The sequence below is a fragment of the Streptomyces ruber genome (assembly GCF_014648075.1).
Lineage (GTDB): Bacteria > Actinomycetota > Actinomycetes > Streptomycetales > Streptomycetaceae > Streptomyces > Streptomyces ruber.
Genome location: NZ_BMQK01000008.1, coordinates 12200 through 26769 on the forward strand (window position 1 = coordinate 12200; position 14570 = coordinate 26769).

Sequence of the window (14570 nt, forward strand, 5' to 3'; positions counted from 1 at the left end):
ACACCCCGGCCTTCGGCCCGCGCGCACGACGTACGTCCCGGCGAGCCCGACCACGAATCGCGGCCGTCGCCCTTCCGTCGAAACCCTTCGCGCGAAAGAGCTGACCTCTCATGGCGACCACTCGCTCCCGCTCCACCGCCGCCCTGACCACCGCTCCCCTCACCGCCCCCGACCCCTCCCCGTCCGGCACCGCACGGCACCGGCTCCGCGCCGTCGACCGGGACGAGACCGTCGACGTGGCCGGCTTCCTGCCGCCGGGCGCCACCTGGCTGCCCGCGCCCCAGCACACCCTGCCCACGCTGCCGGGCCACCCGCCGATGGTCGGCTACCTGGTGCTCGTACCGGCCGACCAGCAGCCGCCCGTCCTGCCGTTCGCCGTGCCGGACCGGCCGGGGGACGAGGAGCGGCGGGACGACGACACCCTGGTCCGCGTCGACACCGTGCAGCGCACCGCCCAGGTCGACGGACGTCCGCTCGACCTCACGTACCTGGAGTTCGAGCTGCTCGCGCACCTGGTCGCGCATCCGAACCGGGTGCACACCCGCGACCAGCTGGTCACCACCGTGTGGGGCTACGGGCACGTGGGCGACGGCCGTACCGTCGACGTCCACATCGCCCGGCTGCGCCGCAAGCTGGGCGCCGAGCACCGCACGGCGATCCAGACGGTACGGCGGGTGGGGTACAAGTACACGCCTCCGGTGCGCCGTTGACGGCGGGTCGCCGGACAGCGGAATCCCCTCGTGCTCCGGCCGCCGAGCGGGCGGAGCCGGCGGTATGAGACTTCTGGTGCTGGGCGGTACGGAGTTCCTGGGACGCGCCGTCGTCGAGGCGGCGCTCGCCCACGGCCGGGACGTGACGGTCTTCCACCGGGGCGGCACCCGGCGCCCCCGGGAGCGCGGGCGCTGACGGGCGACCGCACCGCCCCCGACGGGCTCGCGGCGCTCGCCGGTGCCGCCCACGCGTGGGACGTCGTCGTCGGCACCTGGTCGGCGGCGCCGCGGGCCGTACGGGACGCGGCCCGGCTGCCGGCCGGCACGGCGGGCCGGTCCGTGTACGTGTCGAGCCGCTCCGTGTACGCCTGGCCGCCGGGTCCGGCGAGAGCGCGCCCCTGGTGGAGGGGGCGCCGGCGGACGCGGAGCAGACCGACTGCGCGCGGGACAAGCGGGGCGGTGAGCCGGCGGCGGTGGAGGCCTTCGGTGCCGCACGCCCGCTGCTCGTGCGGGCGGGTCCGATCCTCGGGCCGTACGAGAACGCCGACCGCCTCCCGTGGTGTCTCACCCGCATGGCGCGCGGCGGCCCGGTCCTGGCGCCGGGGCCGCGGGACCTGCCCCTCCAGTACATCGGCGTCCGTGACCTCGCCGAGTGGGTCCTCGGCGCGGCGGCGTGGCTGAGCGGACCGTACGACCTGGTGGGCCCGCGGGGGCACACGACGACGGGGGCGCTCCTCGACGCATGCGCACGGGTCACCGGGGACGCGGCCGAACCGCGCTGGACCGCGCCGGAGGTGGTCCTGGGGGCGGGGATCGAACCGTGGACGCAGCTCCCGGTGTGGGCGCCGCCGGGCAGCGAGCTGTACGGCGCCCTGCACGGCGGGGACGTCTTCCGGGCCGTACGGAAGGGCTTGCGCTGCCGCCCGGTGGAGGAGGGCGTGGCCGTCACGTGGGCGTGGCTGGCGGACCTCGGCGGGTCCGCGCCCCGGCGGCCGGACCGGCCCCCGGTGGGCCTGGACCCGGCGGTGAGGGGAAGGTGCTGGGCACCGACGCCGCCGGCGCCTGACGGCCCACGGTGTACCTGGCACCACCCCCTGCCCGGGCCCCAACCCCCGTGCCGCACGACGCCTGTTCGGCCAGACTGGCGCCATGAACACCGACACCGGGAAGAGCGGGCACGTCACGAAGAGGGCGTGCGGCGTGGTGGTGGCCGCCGGGCGGGGGCTCGCGCTGGCCCTGACGGCCCTGCCGGTGTCCGTCCTGTGCCTCACCCTCTCCCTCGTCTCCATCGCGCTCGTACCGGTCGGGGTCGGCCTCGTCACGACGCCGTGGGTGCTGAACGGCGTACGGACCTGGGCGAACTGGCGGCGGGTCCTCGCGGCGGAGTGGGGCGGGCAGCGCATCCCGCCGGCGTACCGGCCGGTCGCCGAGGACGCGAACCCGTGGGCGCGCACCTCCGGCATGCTGCGGGACCCGGCGACCTGGCGGGACCTGGGGTGGCTGTACGTCGACATGACGGCGGGGTTCGTCACCGCCCTGCTGGCTGCCGTGCTGCCCCTGTACGCGCTTGAAGGGCTGCTGATGCCGGCCGGGCTGTGGTGGGCCGTCGCCGGGCCGCACTTCGACCACGGCCCCTACTGGTACGGCTTCGTGCCCGTGCAGGGACAGCGGACCGCGTTCGCCGCGGGCGCCCTCGGCGCCGTCCTGCTGGTGGCCGCGTACTTCCTCGCACCGCGCGTCCTGCACGCGCACTTCGTCCTCACCCGCGCCGTACTCGGCCCGGACCGGTCCCAGCTCGCCGAGCGCGTCCGCGTCCTCACCGAGACCCGGCGCGACGCCGTGGACGTCTCGGCCGCCGAACTGCGCCGCATCGAGCGCGACCTGCACGACGGTGCGCAGGCCCGGCTCGTCGCCATGGGCATGGACCTCGGCACCGCCGAGGCGCTCCTCGACAAGGACCCGGAGACCGCGAAGAAGCTCCTCGCACAGGCCCGGCGGTCCTCCGCCGAGGCGCTCACCGAGCTGCGCGACCTGGTGCGCGGCATCCACCCGCCGGTGCTCGCGGAGCGCGGACTCGGGGACGCCGTACGGGCGCTGGCGCTGCGGCTGCCGGTCGCCACCGAGGTCACGGTGGAGCTCGACGGCCGCCGTGCCGACGCGCCCGTGGAGTCCGCCGCGTACTTCGCCGTCAGCGAGGTGCTCACCAACGCGGTCAAGCACTCCGGCGCGGACCGGATCTGGGTCGACCTGCACCGCGCCGGCGGCGTGCTGCGGGCCACGGTCACCGACAACGGCAAGGGCGGGGCCCGGGTCGGCGCGGGCTCGGGGCTGTCCGGTGTCGAGCGGCGGCTGGGTACATTCGACGGCGTCCTGGCCGTCAGCTCGCCCGTGGGCGGCCCCACCCTGGTCACTGTGGAGATCCCTTGCGCGTAGTCCTGGCCGAGGACCTGTTCCTGCTCCGCGACGGGCTGGTGCGGCTCCTCGAGGCGTACGGCTTCGAGATCGCCGCCGCGGTCGAGAGCGGCCCCGAACTGACCCGCGCCCTGGCCGAGTCACGGCCGGACGTCGCCGTCGTCGACGTCCGGCTGCCGCCCTCGCACACCGACGAGGGCCTGCAGTGCGCCCTGCGGGCCCGCCGGGAGCGGCCGGGGCTGCCGGTGCTGGTGCTCTCCCAGCACGTGGAGCAGCTGTACGCGCGGGAGCTGCTCGCCGACGGCGCGGGCGGGGTCGGGTACCTGCTGAAGGACCGGGTGTTCGACGCGGAGCAGTTCGTGGACGCCGTGCGGCGGGTCGCGGCGGGCGGGACGGCGATGGACCCGCAGGTGATCCAGCAGTTGCTGGCGCGGCGCGCGGCGGACGACCGGCCGCTCGCCCGGCTCACCCCGCGCGAGCTGGAGGTGCTGGAGCTGATGGCGCAGGGCCGGTCGAACACGGCGATCGCCGAGCGTCTGGTCGTGACGGAGCGGGCCGTCGCCAAGCACACGTCCAACATCTTCGCCAAGCTGGGCCTGGAGGTGTCGGACGACGACAACCGGCGGGTGCTCGCGGTGCTCGCCCACCTCGATCACGGTCGCTGACGGCGGCGTTCCGGGTCTCGCGTCGCTCCGCGTCGTCGAGAGCGTCGTTGAGGATCCCCGAAGCGTCGTTGAGAATCCCGAAGAATTCCCGGGTTCCCTGAACACCACACCAGCCACGTGCGTAAGGGAGGGAGCCGCTTCACTCCTGTCGGGCGTCTCGCTGCCCCGCAAGGAAGTCAGAGGAGTTCCATGGGACGCAACACACGAAAACGCCGTTCGCCGCTGGCCGTCCGCGCCGTGGCCGCCTCCGCGGCTCTGGCCGTCGCGGGGGGCGGGCTGGTCTGGGCGAACTTCTACGCCTCGGCGGGCGAGCCGCACGCGGACCGGGCCGGCACCCGCGCCGCCGCCGCGGCCCAGGTCGCGACGATCGACTGCCCGGACGTCGGCCAGCAGCTCCGCGACGTGCCGGACGGCGCGCGGGCGGGCGTCGACAAGGAGCTGGCGCTGCTCGACGAGCAGATCACCGAGGCCTACGCGCGTCTCGCGTCCACCCGGGACGCGCAGGCCGGTGACGCCGGCTATGTGCAGAACGCCATTCTCGGCCCGCTGCGGTCCAAGCGGACGGCGACCATCGACCGCATCGCGATCAACATCAAGCGTGTCGGCGGTGCCGCGCCGGGCGGGATCGACCGGCTCGCCGGCTGCGCCGGGAAGACGGTCGGCCAGCCGGACGCCGACGAGAGCCAGGGCGACGGCCAGGACCAGGGGCAGGACCAGGGGCAGGACGACGGCCAGAACGGTGACGGCCAGGACGGCGGTCAGGACACCGGTCAGGACGGCGGTCAGGGTCAGGCCGGGGACAACGGCAACGGCGCCGCGGGCCCGTTCGCCGACGACTTCGCCGACATCACCACCGTCCAGCCGAACGTCCGCAAGACACGCACCAGGCGCGGCGGTTCGTCGGGCACGTTCACCTCGGTGTGCGGTGTCAACGAGAACAAGCTGTTCAACACGGACAACCTGATCGTGGCGCCCGGTGTCGACAACGGCGCCCACCACACCCACGACTACGTGGGCAACCAGGGCAACGACGCCTTCGCCAGCGACGACGACCTGGCGAACGCGGACACCACGTGCCAGAACCAGGGCGACCGGTCGACGTACTACTGGCCGGTCATCCGCGTCCAGGACGGCACCGCCGAGTTCGACGCGAACGAGCAGGGCGGCGGTGCCGAGGGCAACGTCGGCCGGATCGTGCAGGCCGAGAGCGCCGAGATCAAGTTCGTCGGCAACCCGCGCAGCAAGGTCGTCGCGATGCCCAGGTTCCTGCGCATCATCACCGGTGACGCCAAGGCCTTCACCAACGGCACCGCGAACGCCAACTCCGGCTGGACCTGCACCGGGTTCACGGACCGCGTGCTGACGGACAAGTACCCGCTGTGCCCCGACGGCAGCAAGGTCGTGCGGACCTTCGACTTCCAGAGCTGCTGGGACGGCCAGAACATCGACAGCGCCAACCACCGCGACCACGTGGCCTTCGCGGACCCGGACACGGGCGCCTGCCCGCAGGGGTTCCAGGCCATCCCGCAGCTGACGATGAACCTGGTCTACGACGTGCCGCGGCCGACGATCGAGAACGGCCAGGTGCGGCAGCCGTTCGCGGTCGACGGGTTCCCCGAGCAGCTGCACAAGCCGATCACCGACCACGACGACTTCATCAACGTCTTCGACGAGGACCTGATGAACCAGATGGTTAAGTGCATCAACAGCGGCAGGAAGTGCACCTGACGCGGACGGTCGCGGGAGGTCGTAGGGGGCCGAGGGGCGGCGGCGGGAGTTCCCGCCGCCGCCCCTCGGTGTCTCCCTCAGCGGTGGCCGGCGTGCGCGGCCCCCTCCTCCATGGTTCCGCCGAGCCGGCCGTGCAGCGCCGTGACCACCTCGGTCCCGCCGACGGCGACCCACTTGCGGCCGACGAGGTAGTGGCCGCCGTAGTCCTTGGCCGCGTTCAGCCACTCGCGCTGCCCCCGGTCGGTGGCGAAGGTCGCCAGCACGAACTTCCCGTCGGTGTTCTCGCAGAGCGCCTGGCGGATCTCGTCCGCGTCCGTCTGCATGTCCGGCTCGCAGCCGGCCTCGCCCGCCAGCTGCTCCAGACTGCCCGTCACCGTCCGGGGCTCCCCCGCTCCCCCGTCGTCCGCACCGCAGCCGGTCAGCGCCAGCAGGGCGGCGACCGCGCCGGCCGTCACCGCCGGGGTCCCGCGCGTCAACCTCATCCGTACCCACCTCCGGGTCTCCTCGGCGACGTGGACTCGCCGTGCCGTCCGCCTTCGATACGGCTCCCGTGCGCTTCGCACTCAACGGGCGGGGCGTCGCCGGCTGAGCCCGCCGCGCCCACAGCGCCCACAGGGGTGAGGAAGTCGTGCTCGAAATGTGAACGGAATTGATCGATCCGACCGCTGGCGGCCGGAATCGATCGGTAAAGTGTCCGTATGACCACCGGTGTTCGCCGCAGAATGGGTGTCGAGGAGCGGCGGCGGCAGCTGATCGGCGTCGCCCTTGAACTGTTCAGCCAGCGCTCGCCCGACCAGGTGTCGATCGACGAGATAGCCGCGGCCGCGGGCATCTCGCGGCCGCTGGTCTACCACTACTTCCCCGGCAAACTCAGCCTGTACGAGGCCGCGTTGAAGCGTGCCTCGGACGACCTGGCGGAGCGGTTCGTGGAGCCGCGGGAGGGCCCGCTGGGCGAGCGGCTGCTGCGGGTGATGCACCGCTTCTTCGACTTCGTCGACGAGCACGGCCCGGGTTTCTCGGCGTTGATGCGCGGCGGCCCGGCGGCCGGTTCCTCGCGGGCCAACGCGCTCATCGACGGGGTGCGGCAGGCCGCGTACGTACAGATCGTCGGGCATCTGGAGGTCGAGAGGCCGTCCGCCCGGCTGGAGCTGGTCATCCGCTCCTGGATCTCGCTCGCCGAGTCGACGGCGCTGCTCTGGCTGGACGGCCGCCGCGTCCCGCGCCGGGAGCTGGAGGTACAGCTCGTGCACGACTTCGGGGCGCTGGCGGCGGTGGCCGCGGCGTACGACGACGAGATGGGGGCGCTGGTGCGCCGCCTCGTCGAGGACGAGCCGGCCGACGGTCCGTTCGCCGAACTGGCGGGGCGCCTGCTCACCCTGGCCTCCCCGCCCGCCGCCTGACACCCGACGCCGTCCGGTCGCTCGACCTGCTCGGTCCGCTCGATCGGCCCGGTCCGCTCGGTCTACTCCTCGAACTTCCGGTACGAGGCGTCCAGGTCCCGTACCTCGGCCGACGCGTGCAGCATCAGCCCGTCCGCCGGCTTCACATGGGTGCGCAGCAGCTCCAGCACCCCCTCGGTCAGCTTGGCCTTGGTCTCCTCGGTCCGCCCCGCCAGCAGCCCCAGCGTCACGTGCACGACGGCGTGCCCGTCCGCGTCGCCGCCCACGGTGGTGTCCTCGGTCGGCCGGAACTGCGTCTTGCACGCCTCGAGCCGTGCGGCCGCCGTCTCCACCACCTCCGCGTGCAGCGCCTCGGCGAAGGCACGGCGGTCGAAGGTGTCGGCCAGCGCGGCGGAGTAGTCGACGGTGATCTGCGGCATGGGGACTCCTGTTCGGACACGGCCACCTGGTGTCCCCGGAGCGGGTGTCCGGGGCGGTGATCTCACCCTAGTCCGTGAGCCGCAGCGCCAGCAGCGCGATGTCGTCCTCCCGGTCCCGGCCGAAGCGGTCCAGCAGCGAGTCGCAGAGCCCGGCCGTGCCGAGCGGGGCGTCCTCGGCGGAGACGCGGAGCTGCTCCATGGACACGGCGAGGTCCGTGCCCCGGGTCTCTATGAGGCCGTCGGTGACCATGAGGAGCCGATCGGCGGGCTCCAGCACGATCTCCGTCGGCACCGGCCGCTCCAGTCCCAGACCGAGCAGCGGCCCGGCCGCCGGCACGTACGCGGCGCCGACCCCGTCCCGCACGACCAGCGGCGGTATGTGGCCCGCGTTGGCGATCCGGGTGCGCCCGGTGACCGGGTCGACGAGGGCCAGGCAGAGGGTGGTGGTGATCTCGGGATGGTAGTGCTGGAGCATCCGGTCGAGCCGCCGGGCGAGCGCGCCCGGGTCGGGCTCCTCGACGCAGTAGGCGCGCAGCGCATGCCGGATCTCCACCATCACGGTGGCCGCGTCCAGCGAGTGCCCCACGACGTCCCCGACCGCGGTGAGGACGCCCGCGCCGGTACGCAGGGCCGCGTAGAAGTCACCGCCGATCTCGGTCTCGCGGGAGGCCGGCTCGTACCGTACGACGACGTCGACGCCCGGCAGTTCGGGCAGCCGTTTCGGCAGGAAGCTGTGCTGGAGGGTGAGCGCGACGCGCCGTTCCGCCTGGTACATGAGCAGCGGCTGCGCGGCGAACGCGGTGGCCTGGGCGAGCCGGGCGACCAGGGCCGCCGTGCCGGGCGCCCGGTCCCCGTACCGGGGCTTGGGCACGGTCAGGCAGACGGCCGCCCTGGCGTCGCGGGTGCGCGTGACCACCATGCGCACGTCCTCCGTCGCGCGGAGGTGGAAGATCCCCGGCGGCCACAGCGGCGCGGGCACGACGGTGTCGAGCACCGAGTCCTCGGCCGCCGTCACGGTCACCCGCCGGACCAGCCGGGCCACGGCCTCGCGCGCGACGGCGTCCGGCTGCCGTTCGGCCTTCCGCCCGCTGTGGGCACCGCAGTACACCGCACCGCCCTCGCCGACGACGAACACGGCGGCCGGGCCGCCGGTGAGCCGGGCGGTGCCCTCGGCGGCGGCCCGGGCGAGCGCGCTCGGGCTGTGCGCGGTCTGCACGGGGACGATCGTCTCGGACAGCAGCGTCAGGTCCTGTGCGCGGTTCTCGGCGCCGCTGCGCATCCGGGCGCCGCGCACGGCGGCCCGCACCACGGCCTGGATCTCCTCGGGTTCGGCCGGCACGGTCAGATACGCCTCGCCGCCCGCGTCGAGCCCCCGGCAGCGGTCGCTGGGCGCCACGGAGGCGGCCGAGAAGTGGACGACGGGCAGGCTCGCCATGAGCGGCAGCGCCTTCAGCCTGCGGCACAGCTCGAAGCCGCTCATGTCGGGCAGCCCGACGTCGACGAGGGCGACGTCGGGCAGGGCGCCCGCGCGCAGCCTCACGTCGAGTTCGGAGAGCGCCTCACCGGCGGTGGCGACGGGCACCACGCGGTGACCCGCCCGGCGCAGCACGGCGCCCAACGCGCAGCGGCTCGCCGCCGCGTCATCGACGACGAGGATGGTGGTGTTCGTCTGGTCGGCCCGTTCGGCCCGTTCGGCCATGAAGTTCATACACGGATGACCCTTGGACGAGGGTGGTGCGGGTCTCCTCGTACCCGCACCATCCACGCTAGCGTCCTATTGCGCGCCCCGGGAGAACACCGCGACCGTCCGCGCCGGAACGGTGAACGTTCCTGTCGTCTTTTCGTACGTCGCGGAGGTGACGGTTGCATCGGAGCCCGCCGCCTGCACGGGATGCAGCGCGTAGGACGCACCGGCCAGCGCGTCGACCTTCTGCTCGCGCTGTTCGGGCGTGGCGTTGAAGACGACGACGAGGTCCCCGAGGCGCATGGTGATCACGCCGGGCGTCTCGTTCGCCCCGGACAGCGGGAAGGACAGCTTCGCCTGCACCTCGTCCGCCGAGCCGAGCGAGAAGTCCGGCTCCGTCGTGCGGATCCTCAGCAGGTCGCGGTAGGCGGCCGAGGCGCCCCCGATCTGCTCGCAGCCGACCTTCACCGAGGTCAGCAGGGGTTTGGCGTAGGGCCACTTGGGCTCGTTGTCGGCCGCCGGGGGCAGTCCGCGCCCGAACCCGTTGCCGTCCCGGCAGTCCCAGTGGATCGCGTTGAACCAGTCGCCGCTGTCGTAGGAGTTGCGGTCCAGGGACTTGGAGCGCAGCAGGTCGGTGCCCGCCTGGTACAGGGCGGGGCCCTGCGACAGGGTGGCCGTGGCCTGGGCGAGGACCTGCATCCGGGCCCGGTCGTCCGGCGAGGTGTCCTTCGGCAGCTTGTAGGCCAGCGCGTCGAACAGCGCCTCGTTGTCGTGGGCGTCGACGTAGGCGAGGGCGTCGCCGGGCGCGTCCGCGTACCCGGCGGGCGCGCCGTTGTAGTCGACCTCGGAGCCCTTGACCTGCCGGCCGCCGCTGTCGGTGAAGGTGTACGACTTCAGGTTGCCGCTCAGCCCGACCTTGATCAGGTCCTGGTAGTGCAGCAGCCGGGCCCGCTGCTCGGCCTCGGTGCCGTTGTCCGCCGCCGGGTTGGGGTCGGTGAACAGCCCGGAGGCGAAGCCCTGCACGCCCGGGTCCTCGTCGAACGGGCCGCCGCCGCGTACGGCGTCCCGGGCGCGGTCGGAGAAGGTCGCGATTCCCGTCCCCGCCATGTTCGCCTGCGTGGCCTGCGGGAACCGGGCGTCGTCGGCGACCTCGCCGAAGTTCCAGCCCTCGCCGTACAGAACGACCGACTTCCCGTCCACGCCGTCCTCCGCCACGGTCAGCGCGTCGAGCGCCTTCCGCACGGCCAGGATGTTGGCCTTCGGGTGGTGGCCCATCAGGTCGAAGCGGAAGCCGTCGACCTTGTACTCCTTCGCCCAGGTGACGACCGAGTCGACGACCAGCTTGCCCATCATGGCGTTCTCGGGGGCGGTGTTGGCGCAGCAGGTGCTGGTCGCCACCGAGCCGTCGGCGAGGAGCCGGTGGTAGTAGCCGGGCACGATCCTGTCGAGCACGGAGGTGGCGGCCTGGCCGTCGGCGGCGGTGTGGTTGTAGACCACGTCCATCACCACCCGCAGACCGTCCTCGTTGAGCGCCTTGACCATCTCGCGGAACTCGACCGTGCGCCGGGTGCCGTCGGGGTCGGTCGCGTAGGAGCCCTCGGGGACCGTGTAGTGGTACGGGTCGTAGCCCCAGTTGTACGCGTCCTTCGCCGCCGCCTTCGCCACGCAGCTCTGCTGCCTGTCGGAGTCGGCCGGGTAGGAGGCGAGATCGCAGTCGACGGTCGCCTGGTCCTCCTTGCGCTCCGGGATGGTGGCGATGTCGAAGGCGGGCAGCAGGTGCACGTACGACGTGCCCGACTCCGCGAGCTTCCGCAGGTGCTTCGAGCCGTCGCTGCCCTTGTCGGTGAAGGCGGCGTAGGTGCCCCGGTGCCCGGCCGGGGAGGTCTTGTCCTCGACCGAGAAGTCCCGGACGTGCAGCTCCTGGATCTGCGCGTCCTTCAGCGGCACGGCCTCGGGCTTGGTGAGCCGGGACCAGCCGCGCGGGGCGAGGGAGGCGTCGCCCAGGTCCACGACCAGGCTGCGCTCGGAGTCGGCGGTGAGGGCGACCGAGTACGGGTCGGTGACCCGGTTGGTGACGACCTCACCGGCGGCGGGAGCCCACACCTTCACCACGTACCGGTACGGCTTGTTCTTCCAGCCCTTGGTGCCGGTGACGGACCAGACGCCGGTGGCGCCGTCCCGCTCCATGGCGACGGTCCTGCCGTCGAGCTCCAGGGCGACGGACTGCGCCGTGGGCGCCCAGACGGCCAGTGTGGGGCGGCCGTCGCGGTCGAACGTCGGCCCGAGGTCCGCCCCGGTCGCGTCGTACAGGTCGTCGAGCACCCCGGCGATCTGGACGCCGGTCGCCGCGAGCACCGCGCCGTCGGCGGCCCGCTGCGCGGCCACGACCTGCCCCCGCAGCGCCTCGCGCACGCGGTCGCGGTCGCGCGGGTCGACGGTCCAGGCGGTGTACGCGGCCAGGTGCGGGAACTTCTCCCGCTGCGCGTCGGTGAGCTCGGACCCCGACAGCCGCAGCCACTTCGCGTCACCGGTGAGCGTGCCGTTCTCCACCGTGATCGAGCCGTCACGCGCGTACAGCAGCTGGGTCGACGCGGCGCCCGGGGCGCCGTCCCACGCGACCGTGTCCCGGTCGATCCAGACCGCCTCGGAGGTGCTCAGGTCCACGTCCGCCGCGCTGCCCGGCGCTTGTGGGAGGAGCAGTTTCTCCTGGCCGCTCAACAGCCACACCTCGTGGCCGTCCGCCGTCGTGAGGTCCAGCACCTGGTCGGTGGGGAGGTCCTTCTCGTCGCCCTTGTGGACGATGTAGTTGAGGCTGGTGGCACCTTCGGTGAGCGGTACTTCGAAGACGGCTCCATAGGGGTCAGTCTCCACCGGCTCCAGCGGCTTCGCCCAGTCGGTCGGGTTCGCCGCGCCGCCCCAGACGTGCAGTCCCCAGCCGTCGTAGTCCCCGTCGGCACGGTGATAGTGGATGACGGCCCTGCTCTTGTCCTGCTCGGGGTGGTCGGGGCGCTCTGTGCGGACCGTCTCCTTCCCCTGTTCGATCCAGACCTCACCCGTCTCCGTGACGTCGATGGTCCGGTCGGCCGCGACGTCCTTGTTCCCCTCCTCGTCGACCACCAGGAAGTTCACGTTCGTCGCGCCCGGCTTCAGCTTGACGTACGCGAAGGCGCCGTACGCGTCACGGCCGGTGAACGGGTGGCTCGCGGGCCACTCGGTCGCCTCGCCGTCCGCCAGGTCGCCCCAGGCGTACAGGCCCCAGTCGTCGTAGTCGCCGTCCGGACGCTGGTAGTGGACGACCGCGTAGTCCCGCGAGACCGCCGTCGGCACCTCCTCGGCGGGCGGGGCGCCGGTGGTGGAGGCGGCGGTCGCGCTCGCGGTACGGCCCGCCGAGTCGACCACCACGGCCTTGTAGCGCAGGGCGGTCCCGGCCGGGACGTCCTCGCCGATGGTGTGGGTGACCTTGTACGGGGCGTGGTCGGCGGAGCCGAGGGTGCGCCACTTGCCGTTGCCGGTCCGGGCGGCGAAGACGACGCGGTTGAGCTGTCCGCCCTCGACGTCCGCCGTGAGCTCGACGGTGCCGGTGGCGCCCGTCTCCGGGGCCTCCAGGGTCACGGACGGCTCGACGGCGGGCTCGCCCAGCCGGCCGGCCGCCTTGAGCACGACCGACGATCCGGCCGGGACGGTGACGGTGAGCTGCCGGTCCTTGCCGCTCCGCACCGTGGCGTCGGTTCCGTGGATGCCCCGGAACGTCATGCCCGCGGACCCGGTCGCGAACGTCGCCGTCCGCGCCCCGTCCGCGTTGTTGAAGGCGACCACGTACTCGGTGCCGCTCTTCGCGTCCGTGCGGGAGACGGCGTACACACCCGGGCCGTCGTCCGCGTACCGCTCCGTCTGCACGCCGTCGGCGAGGGCCGGGTGGGCCTTGCGCAGCTTGGCGAGCGCGGCGATCTGGCGGTAGAGCGGCGCCTTGGTGTCGTAGGCGTCCTCGGCGTGGGTGCGGTCGGTGCCCAGCCGGTCGTCGTCCAGGTAGTCGGCGACCTCCGAGGCGAACATGGTCTGACGGGAGTCCTTGTCGCCGCCCGCGCCGGTGAAGCCCTGCTCGTCGCCGTAGTAGACCACCGGGTTGCCGCGGCTGAGGAACATCAGCTCGTTGGCGAGCTGCGCCTTCTTCACCAGCTCGGCGTCGGTGGCGTCCGCGTCGTCCTGCTTGAGGAAGGTGCCGATGCGGCCCATGTCGTGGTTGCCGAGGAAGGTGACCTGCTCGTACGCGTTGGCCTTGTCGGTCGTGTACTTGTAGTCGTCACCGAAGACCGCGGCGAGCTTCTTGGCGCTGCCGCCCTGCGAAACGTACGCGCGGGCCGCGTCCTGGAACGGGAAGTCCAGCGTGGAGTCGAGCCGGCCCTCGGTGACGTACGGCGCGGTGACGGAGGTGTCGGCGGAGTACACCTCGCCGAACATGAAGAAGTCGTCCCGGCCCCGCTTCGCGGCGTACGCGTCGAGGGAGGTGGCCCACCGGGTCCAGAACTCCATGTTCACGTGCTTCACGGTGTCGATCCGGAAGCCGTCGATCCGGAAGTCCTTCACCCACCGCTGGTAGATCTTCTCCATGCCCTCGACGACCTCGGGACGCTCGGTCCACAGGTCGTCGAGCCCGCTGAAGTCCCCGTACGTGGCGGACTCGCCGGCCCAGGTGGAGTCGCCGCGGTTGTGGTACATCGCCGGGTCGTTGAGCCAGGCGGGGACCTTGACGTCCTTCCTGTCGGCGGGCACGGACGGCGTGTACGGGAAGGAGCCGGTGCCGACGGGCGGGAATCCGCGCTTCCCGTCCGCGTAGTCGGCGTCGTCGAAGGGCTTTCCGTCCTTCGTCAGGTACGGGAAGGCGCCCTTGGACAGGTACCCGTAGGACTTCTCCTCGTAGTCGACGACGTCGGCGGTGTGGTTGGTGATGACGTCGAAGAAGACCTTCATGCCCTTGGCATGGGCCTTGTCGATGAGGGTTTCGAGGTCCTCGTTGGTGCCGAAGTGCGGGTCGACCCGGGTGAAGTCGGTGATCCAGTACCCGTGGTACCCGGCGGAGACGTTCTCGCCCGTGCCCTGCACGGGCTGGTTCCTGAAGATGGGCGCCAGCCAGATGGCGGTGGTGCCGAGGCCCTTGATGTAGTCGAGCCGCTTCGTCAGGCCCTTGAGGTCGCCGCCCTGGTAGAAGCCCTTGTCGGTGGGGTCGTACCCGTGGTCGAGGCGGGTGCCCGTCAGTCCGCCCCGGTCGTTGGACGTGTCGCCGTTGGCGAAACGGTCCGGCAGGACGAAGTAGAACTGCTCGCGGGTGAGCTCGTGGCGGGACGCCTCCGCCGCGAGCTTCCTGTCCGAGGGGGGTGCGGGCGGGGCGGCGGCGGTGGCCGCGACGGGCTGGACCAGCGTCGCGGCGACGGCGGCCGCGGCGACGGCCGCGACCCGTCCGCGCGGGGTGGTACGGCGCACTCCGGGCGCCGGCCATCTCGGTATCACAGGCGTGGACTCCTTGCGATGGCGGCACGTACGGGAATCACTCGCGT

Annotated in this window: 9 protein-coding genes and 1 pseudogene; 6 read left to right on the plus strand and 4 right to left on the minus strand. The window is 72.8% G+C overall.

Features of this window, described 5'->3' with window-relative positions; all coding sequences use genetic code 11:
- The first annotated feature begins 110 nt into the window (after nt 1–110).
- From IEZ04_RS18530 to IEZ04_RS18550, 5 genes and pseudogenes are all read left to right on the plus strand, one after another.
- Nucleotides 111–710, plus strand: coding sequence for a winged helix-turn-helix domain-containing protein (locus tag IEZ04_RS18530; protein WP_189218015.1), 600 nt, complete (start codon nt 111–113; stop codon nt 708–710).
- A gap of 64 nt (nt 711–774) precedes the next feature.
- Nucleotides 775–1747, plus strand: a pseudogene (locus IEZ04_RS18535) (NAD-dependent epimerase/dehydratase family protein); the annotation flags it as partial.
- 112 nt (nt 1748–1859) lie between these two features.
- Nucleotides 1860–3143: a sensor histidine kinase gene (locus IEZ04_RS18540; protein ID WP_189218016.1), complete on the plus strand. Its 1284-nt coding sequence runs from the start codon at nt 1860–1862 to the stop codon at nt 3141–3143.
- The gene (locus tag IEZ04_RS18545; RefSeq protein WP_189218017.1) at nt 3134–3787 is read left to right on the plus strand and encodes a response regulator; all 654 of its coding nucleotides are present in this window, start codon (nt 3134–3136) and stop codon (nt 3785–3787) included. Before IEZ04_RS18540 ends, IEZ04_RS18545 begins: the two co-directional genes overlap by 10 nt.
- Nucleotides 3788–3976: 189 nt before the next feature.
- Nucleotides 3977–5515, plus strand: coding sequence for a DUF1996 domain-containing protein (locus tag IEZ04_RS18550; protein ID WP_189218018.1), 1539 nt, complete (start codon nt 3977–3979; stop codon nt 5513–5515).
- A gap of 77 nt (nt 5516–5592) precedes the next feature.
- On the opposite strand, the gene IEZ04_RS18555 is transcribed toward IEZ04_RS18550, so the two are convergent.
- Nucleotides 5593–5997 carry a hypothetical protein gene (locus IEZ04_RS18555; protein ID WP_189218019.1) on the minus strand — a complete coding sequence of 135 codons (405 nt, stop codon included), beginning with the start codon at nt 5995–5997 and terminating at the stop codon, nt 5593–5595.
- A 216-nt stretch (nt 5998–6213) separates the two neighbouring features.
- Here IEZ04_RS18555 and IEZ04_RS18560 point away from each other — a divergent pair, with 216 nt between their 5' ends.
- Nucleotides 6214–6915: a TetR/AcrR family transcriptional regulator gene (locus tag IEZ04_RS18560; protein WP_189218020.1), complete on the plus strand. Its 702-nt coding sequence runs from the start codon at nt 6214–6216 to the stop codon at nt 6913–6915.
- Nucleotides 6916–6977: 62 nt separating this feature from the next.
- Here the strand turns inward: IEZ04_RS18560 and IEZ04_RS18565 are convergent, their stop codons facing one another.
- The 3 genes from IEZ04_RS18565 to pulA form a co-directional block, all read right to left on the minus strand.
- The gene (locus tag IEZ04_RS18565; protein WP_189218021.1) at nt 6978–7334 is read right to left on the minus strand and encodes a 5-carboxymethyl-2-hydroxymuconate Delta-isomerase; all 357 of its coding nucleotides are present in this window, start codon (nt 7332–7334) and stop codon (nt 6978–6980) included.
- 67 nt (nt 7335–7401) lie between these two features.
- A complete protein-coding gene (locus IEZ04_RS18570) occupies nt 7402–9042 on the minus strand; it encodes a fused response regulator/phosphatase (RefSeq protein WP_229821110.1) in 1641 nt (546 codons plus the stop codon).
- Nucleotides 9043–9108: 66 nt separating this feature from the next.
- On the minus strand, nt 9109–14523 hold the full coding sequence (gene pulA, locus IEZ04_RS18575) for a pullulanase-type alpha-1,6-glucosidase (protein WP_189218022.1): 5415 nt from the start codon (nt 14521–14523) through the stop codon (nt 9109–9111).
- Nucleotides 14524–14570 lie beyond the last annotated feature (47 nt).

Excerpts from the sequence above, each read along its gene's own strand:
- IEZ04_RS18530 (WP_189218015.1), top strand. The coding sequence starts at position 111 with ATGGCGACCACTCGCTCCCGCTCCACCGCCGCCCTGACCACCGCTCCC.
- IEZ04_RS18540 (WP_189218016.1), top strand. The coding sequence starts at position 1,860 with ATGAACACCGACACCGGGAAGAGCGGGCACGTCACGAAGAGGGCGTGC.
- IEZ04_RS18550 (WP_189218018.1), top strand. The coding sequence starts at position 3,977 with ATGGGACGCAACACACGAAAACGCCGTTCGCCGCTGGCCGTCCGCGCC.
- IEZ04_RS18555 (WP_189218019.1), bottom strand. The coding sequence starts at position 5,997 with ATGAGGTTGACGCGCGGGACCCCGGCGGTGACGGCCGGCGCGGTCGCC.
- IEZ04_RS18560 (WP_189218020.1), top strand. The coding sequence starts at position 6,214 with ATGACCACCGGTGTTCGCCGCAGAATGGGTGTCGAGGAGCGGCGGCGG.
- IEZ04_RS18565 (WP_189218021.1), bottom strand. The coding sequence starts at position 7,334 with ATGCCGCAGATCACCGTCGACTACTCCGCCGCGCTGGCCGACACCTTC.
- IEZ04_RS18570 (WP_229821110.1), bottom strand. The coding sequence starts at position 9,042 with ATGAACTTCATGGCCGAACGGGCCGAACGGGCCGACCAGACGAACACC.